The sequence below is a fragment of the Bacteroides sp. DH3716P genome, from assembly GCF_025914115.1.
Classification (GTDB): Bacteria; Bacteroidota; Bacteroidia; order Bacteroidales; family Bacteroidaceae; genus Bacteroides; species Bacteroides ovatus.
Window position 1 is genome coordinate 3,446,555 of the sequence record NZ_CP083673.1, and the last position, 24,619, is coordinate 3,471,173.

Consider the following 24,619-nt stretch of genomic DNA (forward strand, 5'->3'; position numbering starts at 1 on the left):
GCGAAACAACTATTTATATTTAGTGATTATGAAAAAGTACATTGCAGAAATGATTGGAACGATGGTGCTCGTCCTTATGGGATGTGGTAGTGCCGTTTTTGCTGGTGGTTTGGCTGATACAGTAGGCGCTGGGGTTGGAACGATCGGCGTAGCTTTAGCCTTTGGTTTGTCCGTAGTAGCGATGGCGTATGCTATCGGAGGTATTTCGGGATGTCACATTAATCCTGCTATTACATTAGGAGTGTTTTTGACTCGTCGTATGAATGGAAAAGATGCAGGTATGTATATGATTTTCCAGGTAATCGGAGCTATTATCGGCTCGGCTATTCTTTTTGCTTTAGTTGCTACCGGTGCTCATGACGGGCCTACAGCGACAGGTTCGAATGGTTTTGGTGATGGAGAAATGTTGCAGGCATTTATTGCGGAAGCAGTATTTACTTTCATTTTTGTATTGGTAGTGCTCGGCTCTACCGATTCGAAGAAGGGAGCAGGTAATCTGGCAGGACTTGCCATCGGTTTGACTCTTGTGTTAGTACATATTGTATGTATTCCTATCACAGGGACTTCTGTGAACCCGGCACGTAGTATTGCTCCGGCATTATTCCAAGGAGGAGAAGCATTGTCACAGTTGTGGTTATTCATCATTGCTCCATTTGTAGGAGCTGCATTGAGTGCAGTTGTTTGGAATTATCTGGGAGATAAGAAATAACTCTTTTAGAAGAAAGAATATAAAGAAGAAAGTAAAAGGGCGGCAGTTTCACAACTACCGCCCTCTTTTGCGTAATTAATATATTATATTAAAAAAGAGTGTGTTTCGCATGTTCACATTAGATTAGTCGTCTAAGTCTAAGGAAATTTCACTTCATAAGTTTTCGGCCCGCCATAAATGGTGTTGACACGAATTCTTAGTCCCTTTTTCCCCTCCATCCGGTTTTTAATCTTATCCAGTTTGAAAGACACATATCCTTCACCCAAACGTTGAGGATCATCTCCTTCACTGTTATGACGGAATTCCAGATTGATATATTCGTCCTCCGCATTGCCTTCGTCAGCAGTGGGAGCAGTCTCTTCTTTGTCATTAATCACCAGATTCAGGAAATGTTTTTTATCTTCACTATGTGTTCCGTAATATTGGAATTCAATCGTCAGATATTTATTATCCTTATTGATCCACATATAAGTCGTGTTGATCTTATCATCTCCGATTTTCTCTTCGTCGTTGTCATCTTCACCCATTGTGACGATGTCTTTGGTTAAGATTGGATTGATACCTTTCACCTGAATATTAAGGTCGTATCCATTCACAGGCTCTTCCAACTCGTTGAATATCACAAAAGCTCTTTGTCCCTCCACCCAATCTTCATTGTTCCATCCTTGTGAGTTGCTGGGATACATCTTTTTCCCGTCATCCAAAGTGAAATAAAATTCCTTGCTATCTTGGCTAATCATATTGATGGTGCTGATAGCCAGAAGATCGGACGAATTATCATCGTCGTCCAAGCATGACTGGAGAATCGGCATGGTAGTCATAATAGCAAAGATAAAGGCTATGAATTTAAATTTCTTCATATACTTACTAGGTTTTAGATTTTATAATATTTATGTTTTCTGTAGTGAAAATGCAAGAGGATAGAAAATATTGCATTCGGATCTGTTAAAGAAACAAAAGTGATAAAAGAGTTGTTCTCTCTATGCAGTATTTCTATCTTTGCTGCATTTATAAGGTAAACACGTGTATAAGAGAATGGAAGAAATAGAGTTGTCGGAACAATGTAGGCTGGGTAATAATCGGGCCCGCAAGGAACTGTATGAACAGTATGCGGGGCGTATGCTTGGCATCTGTCTACGCTATACCGGCGACCGGGATACAGCCCAGGATCTGCTTCACGACGGTTTTTTAAAGATATTCGATTCGTTCGATAAGTTCACCTGGAGGGGTGAAGGCTCTTTGCGAGCCTGGATGGAACGGGTGATGGTCAACACAGTTTTACAGTATCTTCGGAAAAATGATGTGATTAATCAGTCGACACCTTTGGAAGAGTTGCCCGAAGAATATGAAGAGCCGGATGCTTCCGATGTAGAAGCGATACCACAAAATGTGTTGATGCAGTTTATTGAAGAATTACCCGCCGGCTATCGTACTGTGTTCAATCTTTATACATTTGAAGACAAATCGCATAAAGAAATCGCACAGGTATTAGGTATCAATGAAAAATCTTCAGCTTCGCAACTGTTTCGTGCGAAGAGTGTATTAGCAAAAAGAGTAAAAGAATGGATAATGCATAATGGATAGATAGAGATGGAAGAGAAAGAATTGTGGATGAATAAGTTGAAGGAGAAGCTTGCGGATTATTCCGAACCGGCGCCTGCTTCCGGTTGGGAACAACTGGAGAAAGAACTTATGCCTCCTGTGGAGAAGAAAATATATCCTTATCGAAAATGGATGATGGCTGCTGCAGCTATTATAATATTAGCTGTCGTTTCGTCAGTAAGTCTGTATTTTCTAGGGACACCCGCTGCGGATGAAATACGTCATATACAAACTCCGGCATTGGCTTCCACGCCCGATGCATTGCCGGGTGTGCAACAACCGGATATGCAGGGAACTGCTGTGGAACCTGTCTTACGGCCGGTAACTCGCGAAGATCGTTTGGCGAAAGTCGACAGGAATCATACGGAGCAGAAAACAGGTGTAGATCCATTAGGGATCGGTAATGAAAATAAACTTTCAACAGGAAATGGAGAAGACTCTTTGAGTGAGGAAGATAAGAATGTAAAAGGAAATGGAGAAACTGAAAATGTAAAAGATGAATCGAAGCAGGCAGAAAATACAGATGTCAGTCAGGGACAGTCACAGGATACAGAGCGATCGAATAACAGACCGCGTCGTCCTTCCGGTAAAGACAAACTTCATATTCCGACAGAAAAAAGATCTTCTCAAAAGGGAACATGGTCAATGGGACTTTCGGTAGGAAATTCAGGAGGTGCTTCAACAGAAGTAGGTGCCGGATCTCATGCTTATATGTCACGTGTGAGTATGCTTTCAGTTTCCAACGGTCTGATGGAGACGATTCCTAATGACCAAACATTGGTTTTCGAAGATGGAGTACCTTACCTGCGTCAGGCAAAACAGGTGGTTGACATTAAACATCATCAGCCTATTTCTTTCGGATTGTCCGTTCGTAAAGGTTTAGCTAAAGGATTCTCTCTTGAGACAGGACTGACTTATACGCTGCTTTCTTCGGATGCAAAACTGGCAGGTGAAGAACAACAGATAGAGCAGAAACTGCATTATATCGGTATTCCGTTGCGTGCCAACTGGAACTTCCTGGATAAGAGACTCGTCACTCTTTATGTTTCCGGTGGAGGTATGGTTGAGAAATGTGTTTATGGAAAGCTAGGATCTGAAAAAGAAACAGTGAAGCCTTTGCAGTTCTCGGTATCCGGTGGTGTAGGTGCGCAGATCAATGCAACGAAACGTTTGGGTATTTACGTGGAACCGGGTGTTGCTTATTATTTCAATGATGGCTCCGATATACAGACTATACGTAAAGAGAATCCGTTTAACTTCAACATACAAGCAGGTGTTCGTCTGACTTATTAGTACGAACTACCTCACTAAATATAGTAACGCCATCCGGTTCGGATACCGTCACTATCCTGATTGGATAGCGTCATTATCCTGACCGGATGGCGTTACTATTTGCTATTTACTATCTTTTTCTTCAGAAAAGTCGGATAATTGAGAAAATATTAATAATATTGTCACCTGTTTATGACCTATGGCTGCATACCTTTGTTGCAAAATTCTAAGATATGGTAGATTCTACAGATGAAAAACATTTATTAATCGACTTAAAAGGCGGTTCCTTTCAGGCATTCGAAAGATTGTATAATATGTATAGTGGCAAACTGTACAATTTCATTATGCGACTCTCTTCCGGCAATCAATATATGGCCGAAGAAGTGGTGCAAGCCACTTTCATTCGTATATGGGAAGTGCATGAAAAAGTAGACCCGGCTTCCTCGTTTATCTCTTTTCTCTGTACGATTGCCAAAAACTTATTGATGAATATGTATCAGCGTCAGACCGTAGAGTATGTTTACAATGAATATCTCATGAAAAGTAGCGTAGACCGTGATTCACAGACAGAAGAGAATATTGATCTGCGCTTTTTGAATGAGTATATCGATTCTCTTGCCGAAGAACTGCCTGCGCAACGGAAGAAAATATTCATTTTGAGCAAAAGGCAGAATTACACAAATAAAGAAATAGCCGAAATCATGGGAATTTCCGAAAGTACGGTTGCTACCCAATTATCTTTGGCTGTGAAATTTATGCGTGAACAGTTGATGAAGCATTATGATAAGGTAATTACCCTTTTGTTGGCCTTTTTTGTTAATGAAATGTAATAGTAATACTTGTTTTTGGATGGGAAGTAGGATGAAAATGTATACTTGTAAATAAGTGGAAAGATGGATAAGACACATTATAAAGAGCTAATTGAAAAATATTTCGAAGAAACGATCACGGATGTCGAGATAAAAGAACTGTCAGACTGGATAAAGAATGACCGTCAGTTGCATGACTGGTGGGAACAAGAGTTTGAGAGATCGGATTCCTCCATGAACCCAGTGTTGCGTGATAAACTTTTTGCCCGGATCAAAGAAGAGACTTTGGGCAAGGAAGTGCGCCCCCTCCGTATCATCCCTTGGAAATGGGTTGCTGCCATTTTATTACCTGTCTGTGTCGCTTTCTTCACTTACTATCTTTTAGATTCTTCTCCAACGGCAGAAACACCCTTTATTGTGAAAGCGGGCAAGGGAGATAAAGCAACCATCGAATTGCCGGACGGAACAAATGTTGTTCTCAATTCAGCTTCCCAATTAAGTTACCTGAATAACTTCGGAGAAAATGTGCGTCGTGTGCAACTAAATGGTGAAGCCTATTTTAAAGTAGCCCATGATGAGAAACACGCCTTCATTGTGCAAATCGGTGATTTGGAAGTGAAAGTGCTCGGTACTTCTTTTAATGTATCTGCCTATGAAGATGCCAAAGACGTGACAGTCGTTCTTTTGGAAGGAAAAGTAGGGGTCTATGCGCAGAAAATATCGCATATCATGAAGCCCGGCGACAAAATAGAATATAATAAAGCCACTCATAAGATAACAGCCACTCAAGTGCATCCGAATGATTATATTGAATGGACGAAAGGAAATATGTACTTTGAGAAAGAATCTTTGGAAAATATAATGAAAACCCTTTCACGCATCTATGACGTAGAGATTCGTTTCGACTCCAATAAACTACCTAATGAATATTTCACCGGAACCATTCCGGGAGGCGGCATACAGAATGCGCTGAATATTCTGATGCTAACTTCACCTTTCTTTTATGAAATGGACGGTTCGGTGATAGTTTTGAAAGAGAAATTGTAGAAAAAATAATGAATAGAGCCATTCCGAAGCCCACTACTTAGGAATGGCTTTTTTGTTCTCTGAATTGAATAAGTTAACGAGAGTTAAAGTCTGATAGGCGATTGGACGAGTGAGTATAGTAGTCTGTATACCTATCAAACAACTTAAAAGTTTTGATATATGAAGCACAAAACAACCTTTGAAAAACTCCCTCAAACAAACGTGGGGAGAAGTAAGAACTGGAAAACACTGCGGGCTATTTGTCTGCTATTGTTTTTAAGCGTCTCTTTTACCGCTTATTCTCAAATAACGGTGAATGTGAAAGACATCTCTTTGAGAGCCTCTTTAAAGAAAATCGAGCAAGTAAGCAATTACAAATTCTTCTACAATGAGAGCCTTCCGGAGTTAAACCAAAAAGTTTCGTTAAATGTGAAAGATGCAACGATTGAACAAACCATGCAACAACTTTTGGGTAAAATGGAGTTAACCTACAAGAAAGAGCAAGAGAATGTCATTGTATTGATTCGTAAACCACAAGAAAAGCAGCGTAATATAAAGGTTTCAGGAACCGTAGTTGATTCGAATGGAGAGCCTATTATCGGTGCTAGTGTTGTGGTCAAGGGTACATCTAATGGAACAATAACCGATTTAGATGGTAATTTTTCCATCAATGATGTCTCTGAAACATCTCAACTAACAGTTTCCTACATCGGATATAAACCCGTTCAACTTCGTGCTACCGATAAAAATATGGCGAAAGTTGTTCTGCAGGAAGATAGTAAGATGATTGAAGAAGTCGTAGTCGTTGGCTATACTCCTATGCGTAAGAGTGATTTTACAGGTTCTTTGGCAAGTGTTAAGGCTAGTGAATTATCTCTTTCAGCAGCAACTGCCGGACAAGCTTTAGTAGGTAAAGTCGCTGGTGTACAGGTGATGCAGACAAGTGGTGCGCCGGGAGAAGGAGTGAAGATTAAAGTTCGTGGAACGAACTCTCTTTCAGCTAGTACAACACCTCTCTATGTGATTGATGGATATCCGGCTTCAGAAGATGTATATATCAATCCCGAGGATATCGAAACTATTGATGTATTGAAAGACGCAGCTTCGGCAGCCATTTATGGTTCTCGCGGTGCCAGTGGCGTGGTACTTATCACCACAAAGAGGGGGAATTCAGGAAAAGCCCGTATTGATTATGACTATCAGTTTAGTATGCAACAAGTAGAGCGTAAGATTAAGTTGCTGGATGCCTATCAATACAGGGATTTGGTGATTGAAGCCCGTAATAATTCTTATCGTGATAAAGCAGAAGCTGCTGGAAAATCATGGAACCCATTGGATGATAATGCAATAAGAGCTTCAAAAGGTTTTAACTTGAATGAAGTGGGCATTTCTGATTTGTTTTTTGATTTCACAACCGGAAAACCGGTCGATCCTACTTACAATACAGATTGGCAGGACGCCATCTATGGGAATGCTCCGATGCATCGTCATAATCTATCTGTTACAGGAGGACAGGATTTCTTGAAATATCGTTTTAGTTTGGGTTATCTGGATCAGGATGGAATTATAGCTCCTTCCGGACATAAGCGTTTGAATGTTCGTGCCAATGTAGATGCAGAAGTCACGAAACGCTTGAAAGTTGGAGTAAACTTTTCTTTTGTTGATGTTTCGGAACGACAGGTTCAAGCAGACGGTCGTTATATAAATGATGGTGTCGTACAAAGTGCTCTATTAATGTTTCCTCAATTCCCTGTATATAATTCGGATGGAACTTATGCAGTCGGAAATCAGATTGCGATGAAAGCTGATGGCTATCAGATGGTCGAGAATCCCGTGGCACTTGCTCATGAAATTGATATCCGCAACAAGTCAAGCCGAATGAATTTCAATGCTAATATCACTTATGATATATTGAAACAGCTTCAGTTTAAAGCCAATTTGGGAACTCAATATTATACTTCCCGTTATAATTACTATCGTCCGCGTACTGTAGGACAAGATGGTGATATGCCCAATTCGGATGCTGTTCAGGCACGTGTGAAAGCTCGTGACATAACAAATCGTGATATTGACCGTTTGGGAGAGTTTACGTTAAATTATAATGGTGAATTCGGGAAACATCGCCTGAATGCTTTAGTGGGCTACACCTTACAGAAAAAAACTTATGACCGCGTAGCCGTTGAAGCAACAGGTTTTCCCGACGACCGTATTCATGAAGTGACAGCGCATGGTCCGAATGCTTCCGATATAGGCTTGTATAGCAGCGATACCCGAAAGGCTGCATGGACAATGATGTCTTATCTGGCACGTGTAAACTATTCATTCGATAATCGCTATGTAGTGACGGGTACAGTAAGAACTGACGGATCTTCACGTTTTGGAAAAGAAAACCGTTGGGGTTGGTTTCCTTCTATTTCTTTAGGTTGGACTATATCGAATGAAAAGTTTTATCAGGATTTGTTAGGTAATAATTCATCCTTAAAACTTCGTGCCAGTTGGGGATTGAGTGGAAACAACAATATTGGTAACTACGAGCATACAGCTACTATGTCTCAAGGTGGTTACGTATATGGTAATACTGTCGAAACAGCCTATTGGCAAGGAACTTTCAAAGATGCGGCTATCGGATGGGAAAAAACATCCCAATACAATGTAGGGTTTGATTTGGGATTATTCAATGGTCGTGTCAACTTGATAGGTAACTATTATAATAGTCTTTCGTATGATTTGTTGTACGACCAGCCTATATCATCCATATCGGGCTCTTCCAGTGTAAAAACAAACTTGAAAAATGCAAAAGTACGTAATAGCGGAGTTGATTTCCAAATAGACGGGCGTATTTTGACAGGAGATTTTAAATGGAATGTAAGTGCTAATATATCAGTAAATCGAAATAAAGTTGTCGATTTGGGTGGTATTAATGATTTGTATTTAGTTAGTGAGCGCAATGTGGTAAGCCATGTGACCCGTTCCGGGCTTCCTATCGGCTCTTTCTATGGCTACATTGCTGATGGTATTATTTCCGAGAAGGATTACACCAATATAATGATTGATAAAAGCAATCTGGTTAATGGCAAATTTCCTGACGGATATCAGTTGATAGGACCGGCAGTTCCTAATTATAATAACATACATCCGGGAGATGTGAAATGGCGGGATGTTGATAAGAATGGTTTGATTACAGAAAACGACCGTGAAATTCTAGGCAATGCTTACCCGGATTTTACATACGGTATCAGTACCGATTTCTCTTATAAGAACTTTGATTTGAGAGCGACATTTACCGGTTCTCAAGGAGCTGAAGTAATAAACTTCCAGAAATATTATCTGTACAATATGGAAGGCTCCGGCAATCAGTTGGCATCTGTTTTGAACCGTTGGCATTCTGACGAAAATCCGGGTTCCGGCGGAGTGTTTCGTGCAGCGCGTAGTTCCACTCCTAATACCAGTCAGCGGCTTAGTTCTTATATGGTGGATGATGCTTCCTATTTCCGTTGTGCAAATATCACATTGGGGTATAATTTTCCGGTGAAGTGGATGCAGAAAGTGAGCGTTCAGGCGTTGAGGCTATATGTCAGTGTTGACAATTTATTCACATTGACCGATTATGAAGGATATAATCCTGAAGTGGATTATAAAGGTAATAACCTGTTACCCGGTTTTGATTGGGGGGTTTATCCTTTGGCACGTACTTATAGTATAGGAGCAAAAATAACTTTTTAAATAAATAAAGAATCAGATTATGAAAAAATACATAGTATTTATCGCAGTAAGTTCGCTATTGTTTTGCAGTAGTTGTACGAGTTTTCTGGAAGAAACCAATCCAAATAAGATTCCGGCCAGTACTTTCTATCAGACCGAAGATGATATTGCAATGGCTGCGAATGGTGCGTATGCAGCTTTGAGAGGAAACGGGTATTATAAGAATATGTATTTATACACAGATGTTCGTTCGGAAAACACCACGTTGCAGGATCCGGGAGCAGGAAATGGGGTTAATTATCAATTTTATAACTATACATTGACAACAGATAATGCACAAGTGAAAACTCATTGGGCAGATTTGTATAAATGCGTGACAAGAGCTAATATAATATTGGATCAGATAGATGATATTCCTTTTAAGGATGAAGTTGTGAAAAACCAGAAAAAGGCGGAAATGTATTTCTTGCGTGGATTGACTTATTTTCATCTTGTAATGCAGTTTGGAGATGTCCCTATCGTAACCAAAGAACTAAAGACGAAAGATGAAATTCAGAAATATACTGCCCGCCAGCCAAAGAGCGAAGTCTATAATTTGATTATTTCCGATTTGACACAGGTTATTAATAGTGAATTGCCGGATATTCAAACGGGTAATGGGGTAGGCCGTGCTTCAAAAGCTGCTGCGTATGCTTTATTGGGCAAAGTTTACTTGACAATGGCTGCTGATTCTGATTTTCAGTCGGAAAGAACTTCAAATCTGCAATCTGCGAAAACAAATTTAGTTGCAGCATGGAACATGAAACCTTTTACAAGCCTGAAAGATATCCCTTATGCTGATGTTTTTGATAAGGAAGCTCAAACATTCTGTCAAGAGAATATTTTTCAGGTGATGTATAAAGGAGGCAACTCCAGTTTAGCCTCAAATTACGCCTATATATTTCAACCCACTTCCCAGACGGGGCTTACTTCGCAGAAAACGGGGACGGGGAATAATATACCGACGTCTGATATGATGAGTGCCTATGAATCGGGAGATACGCGTAAGGCTATCTCGTGCGGTACGTCACAGAACGTTAATTATGTGAAGAAGTACACAGATCTCGATGACATAAATGGCTATGGGGCGAATAACTGGATTGTGCTTCGTTATGCCGATGTCGCATTAATGTTGGCAGAAGTGAAAATGCATTTGAGCGAGAATGATGCGGTAAGCTATTTGAACATGGTACGCGAACGTGCTGGTCTGGATGATTATTCCGGCAGTAGTTTGCGCGATGCGATCCTTCGTGAGAGAAGAGTCGAGTTTGCTTTTGAAGGACAGTATTGGTATGATTTGTTACGTCTTTATTCTCGTCAGGAACTGTTGGAGCACATGAAAGCGAAGAATCCAAATTTCTCTGCGAAAGATTTTTTGTTGCCTATCCCGTATGATGAACATAAACTGGATCCGACAAGAATGTATCAAAATGAAGGATATAACTAAAAATAAAATAGTATGATAAGAAAAATCTCAAATATCATTTATATATCAGTATTAGCAGTCGTTTTATTTGCTTGTGGGGATGATAGTACGATTGAAGAACAGGGGAGTGGAACGATTACTGCTAGAGTTATGGCAAGTAATGCCTATCCGGCATTAGAAGAGAAAGTTGTTCTGAAGGTAGCTCTTAATGATGGGCAAGACATCCAATCTGTGGTTTGGACGATGGAAGGGCAGACATTGGGTGAAGAACCTGAATTGGAATATACGTTTACGAAAGAAGGAAGTTATAATATTTCGGTTAGGGTGACAGATAAGACTGGCAATGTAGCGGCGGCTCTGCAGAAATTACAAGTATCCGGCAAGAGTTTACGTTATGCTTTGCAACACTTTGACCCTGCAAAAGTTTGGATAATGGGGCATCGTGGCAATTCTTCCAACCCGAATATTCCCGAAAATTCGATAGCTGGAATTGAAAGTTGTATAGAATTAGGGGGAGCTGTAGATATTGTAGAAGTAGATCCTCGCATGACAAAGGATGGAGTAATTGTGTTGATGCATGATGAAACCATAGACAGGACAACTACAGGGAAGGGGAAAGTGAAAGATTTGACTTATGAGCAGCTCCAGTCTTATCGTCTGAAGCTGGCAGACGGCACAGTAACCAATCACACGGTCCCCTCTTTGTATGACGCATTGGTTGCAGGGCGGGGAAAGATCTTTTTTGATTTGGACTTCTTGAATAAAGTGTCTCCTAAAGAACTGTATGATGTTGTGAAAAGCTGTGGGATGTTAGACCGTGTGTTCTTTTATACATCTAATAATCGGGATGTCTTGCAGAATATTTTGGATTATTCGCCGGCTCCTATACCTTATCCGCAGTGTGAAAACGAGGAGCATGCAGATTTCCTTTCACAGCAACCAGGAGTGATGTTTGCCCAGATATCTTTGTCGAAAACATTAAATGGCGGGCTCTCGACAGCCATATCTTCAAAAGGGCTGTTTGTCTCGACTAATATGTTAGATATGAATGGTTATACCTATGATACACAGATGACACAAGGAAACTATACAGGAGTGGACTTGATTTTGTCGAAGGGGATTAATTTGATACAGACAGACCATCCCCAGTTGCTGGATGCCTATCTGAAACAGAGAGGTAAAAGATAATTGGTTTTAATCTTAAATAATGAATAGAATGATTATGAAGAAATATATATTCCTGATAGTGACAGTCGTTTGTCTATTTGCATGTAAGGACGGCGATGAAGTGCGGCAGACAACCTCCCCGGAGGCTTCTTTTTCTATAGATAAAGAAGAATATACGGTCGGTGATATCGTTTATCTGACTGATGAATCAGTAAAGACGGAAGGAGAGATAGTAGAGTATTTCTGGCATTTTGGATTTGAGGGGGAAGGGAATAGGGCTACTACTAAAGATGCGTCCGTTTTGTATAAGAGGGCTGGAACCTATGTTATTAAATTAACCGTGACAGATGAATTCGGAGGATATGCAACTGCATCCCATACTGTTGTGATTCGTCCGACGAATATGCCTCCGGTTACAAACTTCAGCTATAGCCCTGCCATTTGTAAAGTGAATGAGAAAGTTCAATTTACCGATAAGTCTGTGGATGAGGATGGAGAAATTGTTTCTTACGAGTGGGATTTTGGCAATGGGCAGACTTCTCAAGAAAAAGACCCGGAAATAACTTTCACGACAACAGGATTTGTAACTGTAAAGCTGACAGCTACTGATGATCGTGGAGCTACAAATACAAAGCAAGCTACTTTATACGTTCGTGATACTTCTATATCCGGAGTAACTGTCCTTTGGGATAAGACGTTTGAGGTATCCTCTTCTTTACGGTCTATCTCTCCTGCTGTAGGTGACAACGGGGATGTATATGTGTCATCCAATGCACTCCACCTTTTTGCTTATTCGCCGTCTGGAGAGCAAAAATGGATGTTTGATTTAAGTAAGGACGGAGGAGCTGGAGATCAAGGTTCGTCTCCTATGATAGGTGCGGACGGAACTATTTATATGGGTGCGAGTACAACAGACAAAAACATAAGCAGCAGTCTGTATGCTATTCATCCGGATGGAACACAAAAGTGGAGATATGAACTAGGTATTGGTACTAATATTCCCTATATTTCTCCCGCTTTGTCTCGTGATGGCAATATCTTGATTGGAAATAGAGGGACCGATGGTTCTGTACACATGGTTGACCGTAGTTCCGGCAGACAACTTTGGAGACGCAAATCTCCCAATGGTGGTGCTAATGGTGGTATATCGGTTGGACAGAATGGAGTTATCTATTCAGCCTTGTCGGGAGCGAACGGATTTGCCCGTACTACGCAAGATGGTGTGAACTTGTCTCCTAATCTAGGGAAAGGAAATACGGCTGCTGCTGTATATCCCGCTATTGATGCGCAAGGAAATGTATATGTGGCATTTTCAGAGGGAGTGGTTGCTGCTTATGATAACCAGGGTAATGAGCTATGGAGATATCCGGCGAGTGGTACTATGGGCAAGATTGACCAGGGAGGACCGGCTATCGGTGCTGACGGAACCATCTATGTGGGTACAAAGAATCCGAATGCCCAAGTTGTTGCCCTGACTAAAGGAGGAGCAAAGAAATGGAGTTATTCCTCTGTCGCTGAAATAGGAACAACACCGGCTATAGACAGTGACGGAAATATTCACATCTGTGATGATGGCGGTAACTATATAATATTGAATGCTGATGGTACGGAGAAATATAAGAGACAATTAGGTTCTAAAATTTGGTCGTCACCAGTCATTGCTGACTATGGTATTGTGTATGTCACGTATGAGGATAATGGTGCCTGCAAATTGATAGCTATTGATTGTGGTATTGAAGGGCCTGCAAATTCACCATGGGCACAGCGCGGACAGAATGCAAAAAGAAATGCTTTACAAAAATAAAAAGATATGCTTAGAAAGATAAATATATTAATAGCTTTAACCCTTCTGATAATAGGAGGGTTAGAGGCACAGAATCATTCGGATAAAATAATTGCGAATCTACAGAAGCCTGCAAGTAATTCAGTTTTAGTTGTTTCTCATCGAGCTGACTGGCGTAATGCTCCGGAGAACTCCCTGCAGGCTATCCAGAATTGTATTGATATGGGGGTAGATGTAATTGAAATCGATCTGAAGAAAACCAAGGATGGACATCTGATTTTGATGCATGACAAGAAAATTGATCGTACTACAACAGGAAAAGGTTATCCGGCAGACTATACATTGGAAGAATTACGTCAGTTCCGTTTGAAAAGTGGTACAGGGCATAAAACAGCTCATTTGATACCGACATTGGAAGAAGTAATGTCATTATGTAAAGGTAAGATCCTTGTTAATATTGATAAAGGCTATGATTACTTCAAAGATGTATATGCTGTTTTGAAAGAAACAGGAACTGTTCAGCAATGTATTATTAAAGCCGGACTTCCTTATGAACAAGTCAAGGCTGAAAACGGTGATGTATTGGATAAGGTAATCTTCATGCCTATTGTACAACTTCATAAAGACGGGGCGGAAGCTGTCATTGATAGTTATCAGACACATATGAAACCTGCTGCTTATGAATTAGTGTTTGATAGTGACAGTCCGGAGATTCTTAATTTGATAAAGAAAGTACGTAATACAGGCTCTAATCTTTTTATAAATACGCTTTGGCCCGAACTATGTGGCGGGCATGACGACGACCGTGCAGTAGAACTTCATCAGCCGGATGAAAGTTGGGGGTGGATAATTGGCCAGGGAGCCAAGCTAATTCAAACAGACCGCCCAGCTCTATTATTAGAGTATCTACGCGAAAAGAAACTTCACGACTAAACGCACTTTCTTCATGTTGAAACAACTAATCAATTTTTACAAGGTCTCTTCGCCGAGACCTTGTAACGGAGAAGCTTTGTCTTCATCCGATGCTCGCCGTCTGAAGTTTCTGAAATGGTCTACTTTCCTTTCTGCGACTTTTGGTTACGGTATGTATTATGTGTGCCGTCTTAGCCTGAATGTCGTAAAGAAACCTATTGTAGATGAAGGCATTTTTTCGGAAACAGAGTTAGGCATCATAGGTTCCGTATTGTTTTTCACCTATGCCATCGGAAAATTCACGAACGGTTTCCTTGCCGACCGTAGTAATATCAACCGTTTTATGACTACCGGTTTATTGATAACTGCTTTGGTTAACCTCTGTCTCGGTTTTACTAATTCTTTTATCCTGTTCGCTATCCTTTGGGGGATTAGCGGCTGGTTTCAATCTATGGGAGCAGCCTCTTGTGTAGTAGGGCTTTCTCGTTGGTTCACGGACAAAGAGCGCGGTTCATACTATGGCTTTTGGTCTGCGAGCCATAATATCGGCGAAGCGTTGACTTTTCTGATAATAGCCTCAATTGTCAGTGTGTTGGGCTGGCGGTATGGTTTCTTCGGAGCCGGTATAGTGGGATTGATAGGAGCGTTGATCGTCTGGAAGTTCTTCCATGATACTCCCGAAAGCATGGGATTTCCTTCGGTGAATGTTCCCAAACAGAAAAAGGAAATGAGTGAGACAGAAACGGCTGATTTTAATAAAGCACAGTGTCAGGTATTGCTGATGCCTGCCATTTGGATACTGGCTCTTTCGAGTGCTTTTATGTATATCAGTCGTTATGCTATCAATAGTTGGGGCGTTTTTTATTTGGAAGCTCAAAAGGGTTACTCTACATTGGATGCCAGTTTTATCATTTCTATTTGTCCGGTCTGTGGCATAATCGGTACTATGTTTTCAGGTGTTATTTCCGATAAGTTATTTGGTGGACGTCGCAATGTTCCTGCGTTAATTTTCGGGTTGATGAATGTGTTTGCTCTTTGTTTGTTTCTCTTAGTTCCGGGAGCTCATTTTTGGATAGACGTGTTGGCAATGGTTCTTTTCGGTTTAGGTATCGGAGTTTTGATCTGTTTTCTGGGTGGTTTGATGGCAGTGGATATTGCTCCCCGTAATGCTTCGGGTGCTGCATTGGGAGTAGTCGGTATTGCCAGCTACATCGGTGCCGGATTGCAGGACGTGATGAGCGGTATACTGATAGAAGGGCAAAAGACTGTTCAGAATGGAGTAGATGTTTATGACTTCACCTATATCAATTGGTTTTGGATTGGTGCTGCTTTGCTTTCGGTGTTGTTTGCTTTGCTGGTATGGAATGCAAAATCAAAAGAAATGGATTAAAGTGAGTACATTAGGTTAGAATATAAGTCTTTGTTTTCGAGGTATTAGACACCATTCCGGGAAGTAAGTAATGATTGCTTATCTTTCTGGAATGGCTTTTTTATAATCAATTAAATAGAAAGTTTTATGGAAAATTCATTGAATGATGAATTATTGTGTTCATTGAAAGATGAACTTCGTGAAGTAACCGCACAAATCAATGTGCATAGTGAAAAATTAATGGATCTGCTCGACCAAAAAAAAGAATCGTCAGTCAACTGACTCGAGAGATGTCGCATCTCACGCCTGTCATCATCGAGTATCGGGGAAATCCGAAGCAATATGTCTCTGTTGTGCTCGATGCCATCAATCTGGGTAGGTTGACGTATGACGGAGTAGCAAATTGCGAACAGACTTTTCGTGCGTTAGCAAGCGTTGTAGATGTGATAAGCCCTAAGAATGGGAAAACGCTTAGTGTAGAGACGCTGGTGTCTTATGAGAAGAAAAAGCGTGCTGGAGAATTTGAGGAAAAATAATATAAAATAAAAAGACGATTGTTGTATAGTTGAACAACAATTCGCATATTTGCAGTATGGAAAGCCTCAACGTAACCTCCGTACATACGGAGGTTACGTTGAGGCTTTCATGGAGACTTTAACCGAAAAGGAACAAGATAAAATCCAGTATGGACTACTCTTGTTGAAAACACAAGAAAGACTCTCCACTAAATTTGTAAAATTTGTTCAGGACGGAGTTTTTGAACTTCGTACAGAATATAATGGTAATATATACCGGGTATTTTTCATATTTGATGATGGAAATATTGTAGTGTTGTTTAATGGCTTTCAAAAGAAGTCGCAAAAAACACCGGGTAGTGAAATAGATAAAGCATTAAAAATAAAGGAGGAATATTATGCAGATAAACAATCATCAAATAGTAGATTATGACGCTGTTCTTGGTGCGAAATTTGGAGCAGAAGGTACTCCCGAACGTGCGGAAGCAGAAGAAAAAGCGTATGCTTTCTATACCGGGCAAATTATCGAAGACGCAAGGAAAAAGGCTAAGATTACTCAAGCAGAATTAGCCCGGCGTATCGGTTCCGACCGTTCTTATATTTCAAGAGTGGAAAGTGGTCAGACAGAACCTAAGGTTTCTACCTTCTATCGCATCATGAATGCGTTAGGTTGTAGGATAGAATTTTCGATGTCTTTATAAGAAGCGATTAAAAAAACATGGTGGGAAATTTGAAAAAGATAACTGTCTTTTTCAAATTTCCCACCGTTTTTTTGAGGAAGAAAAAGGAAAAGGTGAGGGTAGGTGAGGGTAAATTTCTAACATTCGTATTTTTTTTAGAAGAAAATAGAAGAATAGAAATAAGAAATATAAAAATGAAAAGTTGCAAAAGTACCCTCACCAACCCTCACCTTTTTGCGTGCGAAGGAGATGAAATCTTATTCATATAGCCTGTTTGATTTCACCTGTTCCGTATCAATAATGAATACAGTGTATCTTCTCCCGTTTTTTCCCTTATGAAATTCGAAGCCGTGTTTGGACATCACTTTTCCTAGTTGGGCTTTGGTTCCGTGAGAATATTGATACCCCGTCCGTTCGCGAATCAATTCCGCAATTTCAGTGACCGTCAGATAATGCACCTTTTCGAAACGTTCCGGTTTGCGGATATGTGTCAACACCAGTTCTTCTTCCGGTGAGTGGAAAATGAAATCCTCGTTGTTCTCTTCAATCCGTGAGTTTTCCGACTGGGTGAACCAATACTGATACCCCGGCTTGTTGAGCAGATACTTGATTTGTGCATACAACTGCGCGTAGTTTATTTTGATAAACTCCATCGAGTTGACATGAAAGCAGAGAAAACGGCGGTTACCTGTGGTGTCGTGAAGCACTTCCTGGTAATTGCATGTGCCGGCAAAAGAAGCCGTATGAGGAAAGTTTTGCGAACGCCGCGCGTATGGCAGGCGGATGCTGATTACTTTGCGGGTAACCAAATCCTTGAAGATATTCAGTTCCCGTCCGTTCATCCCTTCAAACTCATCCAGATTGATAAGCATCGCCTGCGCTATTTTGGCCAGATCATCCTTGTTGTTCGGGTTGATAAGACCGGTAGAAAGATAGGCGCGCAATTCGGGCGGCAGCAGGTTGTTGATAAACGTAGTCTTTCCAATGTTCTGTATTTCGCTGCAAAGCAACAAAACAGTGTGGTTCACCACATCATCTTGTGTGGCGGCAGCGCACATTCCCACCAGATAACGTTCCAGACATTCTACCCAAAATTTCTGGTGACTAGTATGCACGCTGTTGGCAAGGATACCGATATAATCCGTTCCGTCCCATTCAGGCAGCGAGTCTAAATACTCGCGAATAGGATGGTAAGTGCTGCTGAAGTCGGAGTAGATCAGATTCTGAATCGTTTTGACGGTGCACGAATAGCCTAGTTCGTTCATCTCCATCCAAATGCTGTTTTCCATCATTTCGTCGAGAATATGGAAAGGTTCCGGTTGCTCCGTGTCCGTTTTCCTTCTGCGATATTCCATGATATGAAGCACTTCGTTGTAGCGTGTATCGTAATTTTCTTTGATATGTTGCTCAATCTGTAATATTCGCTTCTGCGTACTATTCAGCTTGCGGGTGTCGAATTCCTCGTTGTGTCCGTAAGCACTCCCGATCAGTGCGTCCATTTCATCCGCGGGAAGATCGGTGAACTGGCTCTTGATAAAAGCTGCCGCCTCTTCCTGGGGGACGCCGTAGCGATTGTACATACAAGCCAGGCAATGCAGGTAGTTGTTCCGGTTGCCGGTGACGTACTTTTCGGATTTATTGTGATAATAGTTCAGAGTCACCATTAAGGAAGCGTGCGAGGAATGGTAGTTGAGTGCCACTTGTTCGGTGAGGGGATTGTTGTCTGGTGCTGTCGTCTTCTTCTTTTTGCCGGATGCCCTTTTCTTCTTTTGAGACTTGAAGAACATCGGTGGCTGTTCCACGATGACAGCTGTGGCATCGGGATTGAAATAAATATCCGGATCGTAAGAGAACAGGCAAGTACGGCTGACATCTTGTCCGGAAGTGTCGACCTCAACTCCGCAGAGCTGGGCATAAAAGGAAGCGATTTTGTGATAAGCGGCATGATGGAAATCTTCAATTTCCTGAATCGTTTCGGGCAATGTCCCGTCCGTCCGGCATACACGTACCACGATTTTCAGTCCCATTCCTTTGGGACTGATGAAAGCGATGCGGGTGTGGGCACACTTTTTTGCCAGTGCGAGGATGCGTGCCAATGCTTCCTGTGTCTGATGGTCGATGTCTACCACGATGTATCCCAGATACTTGACGAGAGTTGCGTTTGAACGTCCTCCCCGGTAGTTGGCTGAAAAGGTGATTTCCGGTAGTTCTATTTTCTTTTCGTTGGCTGCTTTCTCGCCTTGTTCCGTGAAGATTCGGCGCACGTCCTCCACTGTTTCCTGGTATGTGCCGTTGCTGATGGCCGATACGATTTCTTCTTCTGTCATTTCGGCTATGACGCGGTAAAAGTCTTGAAAGATGGTAAAATGCTCCATGTTGGTTTGTTCTTTTTAATTTGCGGTTGCAAAGAAATTTGTTTGTAAAATAATAGAATGGAACTTTTCGTTTTTTTGATTAAGTTCCTAGGGTTCTCCCAAATAGCGTATGATCGTTGCCACTTGCCGGGGAGAGAGAAGGCGGTTGCGGGCACGATAGCCTTCTTGTTCGAGTTCTTGCAGGAGCGGAAGGTTGTAGACAATCCAACGACGTAGTATTTGTAAGGCTACTTTGAGGCATACGTTGGGGTTGTAAAGATGAGCTAGTTCCGACTTTTTATAAGTGCGGATAAGAAACGGTTGGTCCGGATAATACATGATGAATGATGTTTGATTTATGCTATAAAGTTACTGAAAATTAATGGTTTATTAAAAGAATAACGTCATTATTATTCATAGAGTATCAGGAAACTTCGTTGGGGAATCCGGAGGGTGGAAAATGTGTTATCTTTATGTCGTTAACAAATAAGGAACGCGTTCGAAATGTGTGAAATCTTAAAATTATTTTATTATGGCAATGACAGTAACTTATTCAGTAGTGCCGCGCAAGAATCCTGCCAAAAAGGATGAGTCGGCAAAGTATTACGCGCAGGCACAGGCTTCGGGAGAGTTGGATTTTGAAGAGTTGTGCGAGGGAATCACCAGCCGGTCTACCTGTACGGAGACAGATGTGCGTGCCGCCATTTCGGGTATTCTTTATGAGGCGAAGCGTGCGTTGAAAGCGGGAAGAATAGTCCGGCTGGGTGATTTGGGCAGTTTGCAGATCGGGTTGAACAGTGAAGGAGCTGTGTCGGTCAAGGAGTTTTCAAGTTCGCTGATTACGGCTGCCCATATTATTTTCCGTCCCGGAAAGACGTTGGCGGACATCACGAAGATTCTTAGCTACCAGCAGGTAACGACGCGTGCGGTGGCCCAAACGGGCGGTAGCGGCAATGAAGGAGAAGACGATGACAAAGGTTCCGGTGGTGGTTCAGACGGTGGTGGAAGCGGAGAAGCTCCGGACCCGGCAGCATGATAACTTTAATATTGGATCAAATGAAAGAAATTGTAACTAAGATTTTGGATGTAATCATGTTCCTTGTGCCTTTCTTCGGAAAAAGAAAGCGGAACAGAATTGTGAGAGAGGTGCGCTTCAATGCTACCCATAAGGAAGTGTGTAATGTGAAAACAACGGAAAGGGAGAAGGACGATGAGAAAGATTAGTCTGATTGTGATTCACTGCTCTGCTACCCGTGCTGATCGCGACTTCACGGCGAAGGATGTGGACACTGCCCATCGCTTTCGGGGCTTTTCTTGTTGGGGGTATCATTATTATATCCGCAAGTCGGGACAGATAGAACCGATGAGGGATGAAGATACGGTGGGTGCTCATGCACGCGGTTTTAATGCGATTAGTTTAGGGGTGTGCTATGAAGGCGGACTGGATGAGGACGGAAAGGCAGCGGATACACGTACTTCCTGCCAGAAAGAATCTTTGCATCGCCTGGTGCGCGAACTGTTGCAGCGTTATCCGGATGCAAAGGTGGTCGGTCATCGGGACTTGAGTCCTGACACCAATTATAATGGAATTGTTGACCCTTGGGAGCGGATCAAAGAGTGTCCCTGTTTCGAGGTGAAAGCAGAGACATGGTGATTTTTATCCTATTTATTACTGTGGTGGTTAATTGACCACCACAGTAGTGAAATACTCTTTAAATACCTCCGCGGCTTTTTCAAGTTGTTCGGGGGTATTTTCTTTTACGTCTTTCAGCTTGTATTCCTGCTCCATCGCTTCATACTTATGTACGCCTAATGTATGATAAGGCAGGATTTCCACTCGTTGCACCATCTTATATTTTCCCAGAGCCTCTCCCAAGCGGCGGATATCCTCTTCGAAATCGCTGTATCCGGGCACTAATACATAACGCAGCCAGAAAGGTTTCTCGTTTTCTTCCAGCCATGCTGCCGTGCGGATGGTTTGCTCGTTACTTCTTCCGGTCAGTGCTTGATGGCGTGCCGGATTGAACTCTTTAATATCCAGCAATACAAGATCCGTCAGTTTGAAAAGTTCTTCTACTTCTTCGTTCCAGATACCGCCGTTGCTGTCTATGCATACATGTATTCCCTTTTCTTTCAGTTCACGCACTAAAGGGACTAGTGCTTTGGCCTGAAACGTAGGTTCTCCTCCGGAGAAAGTGACTCCTCCGCGTTTCCCGAAAAAAGGACGTTGGCTCATAGCCATGCGGACGATTTCTTCCGGTGGGGTAGGTGTGCCTCCTTTTCCGGCTATCGTGTCGGGGTTGGCACAATACAGGCAGCGGAAATTGCATCCTTGAAGAAAAACGACGAGCCGTAAGCCCGGCCCGTCGAATGTTCCCATACTTTCGTATGAATGTACGTTTATCGTCATATTGAGTAGATCTGATTACATACGTTCGTGGAAGCTACGGCTGATAACTTCCAATTGATGTTCGCGGCTCAACTTCACGAAGTTTACGGCATAACCGGAAACACGGATGGTGAGTTGCGGATATTTTTCCGGATGTTCCATGGCATCGTAAAGCATTTCACGGTTCAGTACGTTCACGTTCAGGTGGTGAGCGCCTTTGGTGAAATAGCCATCCATCATTGTCACCAGATTTTCTACGCGATCCTCTTCAGTAGCTCCCAGTGATTTCGGAACGATGGAGAAGGTGTTGCTGATACCGTCTTGTGAGTCGCGGTAACGTAATTTCGCTACGGAACTCAAAGAGGCGATAGCACCGTTCTTGTCACGTCCGTGCATCGGGTTGGCTCCCGGAGCAAAAGCGACACCTTTGGCGCGTCCGTCGGGAGTAGCACCTGTTTTCTTGCCATACATCACGTTGGAAGTGATGGTGAGCAAAGATAAAGTAGGACGGGCATTCTTGTAAACCGGAAGTTTCTTCAATTCTTCGCTGAAGAAATAGACCAGGTCAACACCCAGGTGGTCTACCTTGTCGTTGTCATTACCGAAGCAAGGGAATTCGCCTTGAATATCGAAACCTTCTGTCAGACCGATGTCGTTGCGGCGTGCGGTTACTTTGGCATATTTGATGGCCGACAGTGAATCGAGGGCGATAGAAAGTCCGGCTACACCGTAAGCAAGGTTGATGCGTGGGTTTGTATCTACAAGAGCCATTTGGGCTTTTTCGTAGTAATACTTATCATGCATATAATGGATGATGTTCATCGCTTCGTTGTAAACACGGGCGATTTCTGTCAATACCTTCTTGTAGTTGCTCATTACTTCTTCGAAGTTCAGTGTGTCGCTGGTTAGTACGGGGATGTTTTTCACCATTACCGTACCGGTGTTTTCGCAGCGTCCGCCGTTGATGGCAAGCAGCAGGGCTTTTGCCAGGTTGCAACGTGCGCCGAAGAATTGGATTTGTTTTCCGATTTCCTGATAAGATACGCAGCACGCGATTCCGTAGTCGTCAGACTGGCGCACTTCACGCATCAGGTCGTCGTTTTCATATTGGATGGAAGAAGTGTCGATAGATACTTTTGCGCAGAATTCTTTGAATCCTTCCGGCAGTTCCGGGCTCCACAATACAGTCAGGTTCGGTTCCGGTGAAGGGCCGAGGTTGTAGAGTGTTTGCAGGAAGCGGAAAGAAGTCTTTGTCACCTTCGTGCGTCCGTCGTTGAGGCGTCCGCCCAGAGATTCGGTTACCCATGTCGGGTCGCCCGCAAAGATGTCGTTGTAAGATTGCATACGCAGGTGGCGCACCATACGCAGTTTGATGACAAACTGGTCGATCAGCTCCTGTGCGAAAGATTCTGTGATAGTTCCTTTGCTCAATTCATATTCCATATAAATGTCGAGGAACGAAGAGACGTTACCCAGTGACATGGCAGCACCGTCTTGTTCTTTTACGGCAGCAAGGTAAGCCATGTATACCCATTGTACTGCTTCTTGTGCGGTGTAGGCAGGACGGCTCAAGTCGAGTCCGTAGTATTCGCCCATTACTTTCATGTCTTTCAATGCCTTGATTTGCTCTGCCACTTCTTCGCGCAGGCGGATGCGGGCTTCGGTCATCGGACCGGTAAGGTTACGCAAGTCTTCTTTTTTTGCCTCAATCAGTCGGTCGATACCATAGAGAGCCATACGGCGGTAGTCGCCGATGATACGTCCACGGGCATAGTTGTCAGGAAGTCCGGTGAGGAATCCCAGAGAACGGAACGAACGGATTTCTTCGGTATATACGTCAAATACTCCGTCGTTGTGCGTCTTGCGGTAGTGAGTGAATATATCTTTTACACGGTCGTCCACTTCCACGCCGTTTTCGTGGCAGGCTTTGCTCACTACGTTGATACCTCCGAAAGGCTTGATGGCACGTTTCAGAAGTTCGTCTGTCTGCAGACCGACGATCAGTTCATTTTCTTTGTCGATATATCCGGCTTTATGAGAAGTGATGGTTGAGACGGTGACATTATCCAGTGAGCGTACGCCGTTATTGGCTCTTTCTTCTGCCAGTGCTTCGAGGCAGCGGTTCCATACAGCTTTTGTGCGTTCGGTAGGTCCTTCGAGGAAAGAAGCATCTCCATAATACGGAGTGATGTTGTGACTAACGAAATCTCTTACGTTGATTTCTGTGCTCCAAAGACCGTCTTTAAAGATCTTATTTAATTCCATAAATGATAAAATTAGAGGTTGTAGTTATCCTTTTCTTTAGAGCGCACAAAGTTACAACGTTTTTTCATATAATCAGCATAAATATGCTCTATTTTATGCTTTTCAACATAAAATACCTAGATATTGCTATTCTTTGGAAATGATGTTCGTGATTTTTTTTTTGTGAAAACTCTTGTAAGTTTAAAATATATTCGTACCTTTGCACCGCTTTTAACGAAAAGCACTTCTGATAAAGAAGTTTTGGAGAGGTGGCAGAGTGGTCGATTGCGGCGGTCTTGAAAACCGTTGTACTGCGAGGTACCCGGGGTTCGAATCCCTGTCTCTCNTTGGAGAGGTGGCAGAGTGGTCGATTGCGGCGGTCTTGAAAACCGTTGTACTGCGAGGTACCCGGGGTTCGAATCCCTGTCTCTCCGCTGAACGTGCTGGACAGAAATGGTCAGCAAACGGACAAAAAGCTACAAATCAATGATTTGTGGCTTTTTTTATTGCCCGAAAGTCCTGCTTCCAAGACTTCAAAAGTACGGTAAAAGACAAAGTTTCGTTACTAAATCGTTACCTATTCCCTGCCGGACAAAAACGGTAACGATTTGTCCATAAATG

Annotated in this window: 23 protein-coding genes and 2 tRNA genes; 20 read left to right on the forward strand and 5 right to left on the reverse strand. The window is 42.4% G+C overall.

The features are described 5' to 3' along the window. Window positions 1–28 precede the first annotated feature (28 nt). A complete protein-coding gene (locus tag KQP79_RS12770; RefSeq protein ID WP_138343418.1) occupies window positions 29–709 on the forward strand; it encodes an MIP family channel protein in 681 nt (226 codons plus the stop codon). Window positions 710–846: 137 nt separating this feature from the next. Here KQP79_RS12770 and KQP79_RS12775 read toward each other — a convergent pair whose 3' ends face one another. Further along, a complete protein-coding gene (locus KQP79_RS12775) occupies window positions 847–1,569 on the reverse strand; it encodes a NigD-like protein (RefSeq protein ID WP_004305817.1) in 723 nt (240 codons plus the stop codon). Window positions 1,570–1,744: 175 nt separating this feature from the next. Between KQP79_RS12775 and KQP79_RS12780 the strand changes: the two genes are divergently transcribed. From KQP79_RS12780 to KQP79_RS12845, 14 genes are all read left to right on the forward strand, one after another. Next, a complete protein-coding gene (locus KQP79_RS12780; RefSeq protein ID WP_004302282.1) occupies window positions 1,745–2,293 on the forward strand; it encodes an RNA polymerase sigma factor in 549 nt (182 codons plus the stop codon). A 6-nt stretch (window positions 2,294–2,299) separates the two neighbouring features. Continuing rightward, a complete protein-coding gene (locus KQP79_RS12785) occupies window positions 2,300–3,604 on the forward strand; it encodes an outer membrane beta-barrel protein (RefSeq protein WP_138343416.1) in 1,305 nt (434 codons plus the stop codon). 212 nt (window positions 3,605–3,816) lie between these two features. Next, window positions 3,817–4,413 (forward strand): RNA polymerase sigma-70 factor, encoded by a 597-nt coding sequence (locus KQP79_RS12790; RefSeq protein WP_004302285.1) that lies wholly within the window; start codon window positions 3,817–3,819, stop codon window positions 4,411–4,413. A 63-nt stretch (window positions 4,414–4,476) separates the two neighbouring features. Further along, window positions 4,477–5,439, forward strand: a complete 963-nt coding sequence (locus tag KQP79_RS12795; protein WP_022199097.1) for a FecR family protein — start codon at window positions 4,477–4,479, stop codon at window positions 5,437–5,439. Window positions 5,440–5,598: 159 nt separating this feature from the next. Further along, window positions 5,599–9,141, forward strand: a complete 3,543-nt coding sequence (locus KQP79_RS12800; RefSeq protein ID WP_004302288.1) for a TonB-dependent receptor — start codon at window positions 5,599–5,601, stop codon at window positions 9,139–9,141. 19 nt (window positions 9,142–9,160) lie between these two features. After that, window positions 9,161–10,606 carry a RagB/SusD family nutrient uptake outer membrane protein gene (locus KQP79_RS12805; RefSeq protein WP_004302289.1) on the forward strand — a complete coding sequence of 482 codons (1,446 nt, stop codon included), beginning with the start codon at window positions 9,161–9,163 and terminating at the stop codon, window positions 10,604–10,606. A 12-nt stretch (window positions 10,607–10,618) separates the two neighbouring features. Continuing rightward, a complete protein-coding gene (locus KQP79_RS12810; protein WP_008774983.1) occupies window positions 10,619–11,773 on the forward strand; it encodes a glycerophosphodiester phosphodiesterase family protein in 1,155 nt (384 codons plus the stop codon). A 28-nt stretch (window positions 11,774–11,801) separates the two neighbouring features. Next, window positions 11,802–13,556 (forward strand): PKD domain-containing protein, encoded by a 1,755-nt coding sequence (locus KQP79_RS12815; protein ID WP_317130708.1) that lies wholly within the window; start codon window positions 11,802–11,804, stop codon window positions 13,554–13,556. 6 nt (window positions 13,557–13,562) lie between these two features. Continuing rightward, window positions 13,563–14,468 (forward strand): glycerophosphodiester phosphodiesterase family protein, encoded by a 906-nt coding sequence (locus KQP79_RS12820; RefSeq protein ID WP_008774981.1) that lies wholly within the window; start codon window positions 13,563–13,565, stop codon window positions 14,466–14,468. A 13-nt stretch (window positions 14,469–14,481) separates the two neighbouring features. Continuing rightward, a complete protein-coding gene (locus KQP79_RS12825; RefSeq protein ID WP_008774980.1) occupies window positions 14,482–15,837 on the forward strand; it encodes an MFS transporter in 1,356 nt (451 codons plus the stop codon). Between the two features lie 126 nt (window positions 15,838–15,963). Continuing rightward, the gene (locus tag KQP79_RS12830; protein ID WP_004302294.1) at window positions 15,964–16,098 is read left to right on the forward strand and encodes a hypothetical protein; all 135 of its coding nucleotides are present in this window, start codon (window positions 15,964–15,966) and stop codon (window positions 16,096–16,098) included. Window positions 16,099–16,106: 8 nt separating this feature from the next. Further along, window positions 16,107–16,352 carry a hypothetical protein gene (locus tag KQP79_RS12835; protein ID WP_004315521.1) on the forward strand — a complete coding sequence of 82 codons (246 nt, stop codon included), beginning with the start codon at window positions 16,107–16,109 and terminating at the stop codon, window positions 16,350–16,352. 109 nt (window positions 16,353–16,461) lie between these two features. Beyond that, window positions 16,462–16,764, forward strand: a complete 303-nt coding sequence (locus KQP79_RS12840) for a type II toxin-antitoxin system RelE/ParE family toxin (protein ID WP_049703407.1) — start codon at window positions 16,462–16,464, stop codon at window positions 16,762–16,764. Further along, entirely contained in the window at window positions 16,730–17,032 is a 303-nt protein-coding gene (locus KQP79_RS12845) for a helix-turn-helix domain-containing protein (protein ID WP_008774978.1), read from the forward strand. Before KQP79_RS12840 ends, KQP79_RS12845 begins: the two co-directional genes overlap by 35 nt. 236 nt (window positions 17,033–17,268) lie before the next feature. Here the strand turns inward: KQP79_RS12845 and KQP79_RS12850 are convergent, their stop codons facing one another. After that, window positions 17,269–19,386 (reverse strand): BT4734/BF3469 family protein, encoded by a 2,118-nt coding sequence (locus tag KQP79_RS12850; RefSeq protein WP_171036013.1) that lies wholly within the window; start codon window positions 19,384–19,386, stop codon window positions 17,269–17,271. An 87-nt stretch (window positions 19,387–19,473) separates the two neighbouring features. Then, complete coding sequence (locus tag KQP79_RS12855; protein WP_004302304.1) at window positions 19,474–19,704, reverse strand: DUF4248 domain-containing protein; 231 nt, start codon at window positions 19,702–19,704, stop codon at window positions 19,474–19,476. Window positions 19,705–19,897: 193 nt separating this feature from the next. Between KQP79_RS12855 and KQP79_RS12860 the strand changes: the two genes are divergently transcribed. From KQP79_RS12860 to KQP79_RS12870, 3 genes are read left to right on the forward strand one after another with little or no spacing between them, the layout of a single operon-like run. Beyond that, window positions 19,898–20,401 carry an HU family DNA-binding protein gene (locus tag KQP79_RS12860; protein ID WP_004305836.1) on the forward strand — a complete coding sequence of 168 codons (504 nt, stop codon included), beginning with the start codon at window positions 19,898–19,900 and terminating at the stop codon, window positions 20,399–20,401. Further along, the gene (locus tag KQP79_RS12865; protein ID WP_004302306.1) at window positions 20,398–20,589 is read left to right on the forward strand and encodes a hypothetical protein; all 192 of its coding nucleotides are present in this window, start codon (window positions 20,398–20,400) and stop codon (window positions 20,587–20,589) included. Before KQP79_RS12860 ends, KQP79_RS12865 begins: the two co-directional genes overlap by 4 nt. Continuing rightward, window positions 20,576–21,019 (forward strand): N-acetylmuramoyl-L-alanine amidase, encoded by a 444-nt coding sequence (locus tag KQP79_RS12870; protein WP_015532735.1) that lies wholly within the window; start codon window positions 20,576–20,578, stop codon window positions 21,017–21,019. The genes KQP79_RS12865 and KQP79_RS12870 overlap by 14 nt, the downstream gene beginning before the upstream one ends. 27 nt (window positions 21,020–21,046) lie before the next feature. On the opposite strand, the gene pflA is transcribed toward KQP79_RS12870, so the two are convergent. Continuing rightward, complete coding sequence (gene pflA / locus KQP79_RS12875) at window positions 21,047–21,775, reverse strand: pyruvate formate-lyase-activating protein (protein ID WP_004308786.1); 729 nt, start codon at window positions 21,773–21,775, stop codon at window positions 21,047–21,049. Between the two features lie 15 nt (window positions 21,776–21,790). Beyond that, window positions 21,791–24,019, reverse strand: a complete 2,229-nt coding sequence (gene pflB / locus KQP79_RS12880) for a formate C-acetyltransferase (RefSeq protein ID WP_004308785.1) — start codon at window positions 24,017–24,019, stop codon at window positions 21,791–21,793. A gap of 242 nt (window positions 24,020–24,261) precedes the next feature. Between pflB and KQP79_RS12885 the strand changes: the two genes are divergently transcribed. Together KQP79_RS12885 and KQP79_RS12890 are read left to right on the forward strand one after the other, a co-directional pair. After that, window positions 24,262–24,346: transfer RNA gene (locus KQP79_RS12885), tRNA-Ser, on the forward strand. 1 nt (window position 24,347) lies between these two features. Continuing rightward, window positions 24,348–24,432 (forward strand) — tRNA-Ser (locus KQP79_RS12890). The last annotated feature ends 187 nt before the right edge of the window (window positions 24,433–24,619 follow it).

Bases quoted from the DNA above. Each gene is read 5' to 3' on its own strand.
- KQP79_RS12870 (WP_015532735.1), top strand. From the start codon at position 20,576: ATGAGAAAGATTAGTCTGATTGTGATTCACTGCTCTGCTACCCGTGCT.
- pflB (WP_004308785.1), bottom strand. From the start codon at position 24,019: ATGGAATTAAATAAGATCTTTAAAGACGGTCTTTGGAGCACAGAAATC.
- KQP79_RS12815 (WP_317130708.1), top strand. From the start codon at position 11,802: ATGATTATGAAGAAATATATATTCCTGATAGTGACAGTCGTTTGTCTA.
- pflA (WP_004308786.1), bottom strand. From the start codon at position 21,775: ATGACGATAAACGTACATTCATACGAAAGTATGGGAACATTCGACGGG.
- KQP79_RS12775 (WP_004305817.1), bottom strand. From the start codon at position 1,569: ATGAAGAAATTTAAATTCATAGCCTTTATCTTTGCTATTATGACTACC.
- KQP79_RS12845 (WP_008774978.1), top strand. From the start codon at position 16,730: ATGCAGATAAACAATCATCAAATAGTAGATTATGACGCTGTTCTTGGT.
- KQP79_RS12770 (WP_138343418.1), top strand. From the start codon at position 29: ATGAAAAAGTACATTGCAGAAATGATTGGAACGATGGTGCTCGTCCTT.
- KQP79_RS12825 (WP_008774980.1), top strand. From the start codon at position 14,482: ATGTTGAAACAACTAATCAATTTTTACAAGGTCTCTTCGCCGAGACCT.
- KQP79_RS12835 (WP_004315521.1), top strand. From the start codon at position 16,107: ATGTCGCATCTCACGCCTGTCATCATCGAGTATCGGGGAAATCCGAAG.
- KQP79_RS12860 (WP_004305836.1), top strand. From the start codon at position 19,898: ATGGCAATGACAGTAACTTATTCAGTAGTGCCGCGCAAGAATCCTGCC.
- KQP79_RS12780 (WP_004302282.1), top strand. From the start codon at position 1,745: ATGGAAGAAATAGAGTTGTCGGAACAATGTAGGCTGGGTAATAATCGG.
- KQP79_RS12820 (WP_008774981.1), top strand. From the start codon at position 13,563: ATGCTTAGAAAGATAAATATATTAATAGCTTTAACCCTTCTGATAATA.
- KQP79_RS12790 (WP_004302285.1), top strand. From the start codon at position 3,817: ATGGTAGATTCTACAGATGAAAAACATTTATTAATCGACTTAAAAGGC.
- KQP79_RS12865 (WP_004302306.1), top strand. From the start codon at position 20,398: ATGATAACTTTAATATTGGATCAAATGAAAGAAATTGTAACTAAGATT.
- KQP79_RS12800 (WP_004302288.1), top strand. From the start codon at position 5,599: ATGAAGCACAAAACAACCTTTGAAAAACTCCCTCAAACAAACGTGGGG.
- KQP79_RS12805 (WP_004302289.1), top strand. From the start codon at position 9,161: ATGAAAAAATACATAGTATTTATCGCAGTAAGTTCGCTATTGTTTTGC.
- KQP79_RS12785 (WP_138343416.1), top strand. From the start codon at position 2,300: ATGGAAGAGAAAGAATTGTGGATGAATAAGTTGAAGGAGAAGCTTGCG.
- KQP79_RS12830 (WP_004302294.1), top strand. From the start codon at position 15,964: ATGGAAAATTCATTGAATGATGAATTATTGTGTTCATTGAAAGATGAA.
- KQP79_RS12855 (WP_004302304.1), bottom strand. From the start codon at position 19,704: ATGTATTATCCGGACCAACCGTTTCTTATCCGCACTTATAAAAAGTCG.
- KQP79_RS12795 (WP_022199097.1), top strand. From the start codon at position 4,477: ATGGATAAGACACATTATAAAGAGCTAATTGAAAAATATTTCGAAGAA.
- KQP79_RS12850 (WP_171036013.1), bottom strand. From the start codon at position 19,386: ATGGAGCATTTTACCATCTTTCAAGACTTTTACCGCGTCATAGCCGAA.
- KQP79_RS12810 (WP_008774983.1), top strand. From the start codon at position 10,619: ATGATAAGAAAAATCTCAAATATCATTTATATATCAGTATTAGCAGTC.
- KQP79_RS12840 (WP_049703407.1), top strand. From the start codon at position 16,462: ATGGAGACTTTAACCGAAAAGGAACAAGATAAAATCCAGTATGGACTA.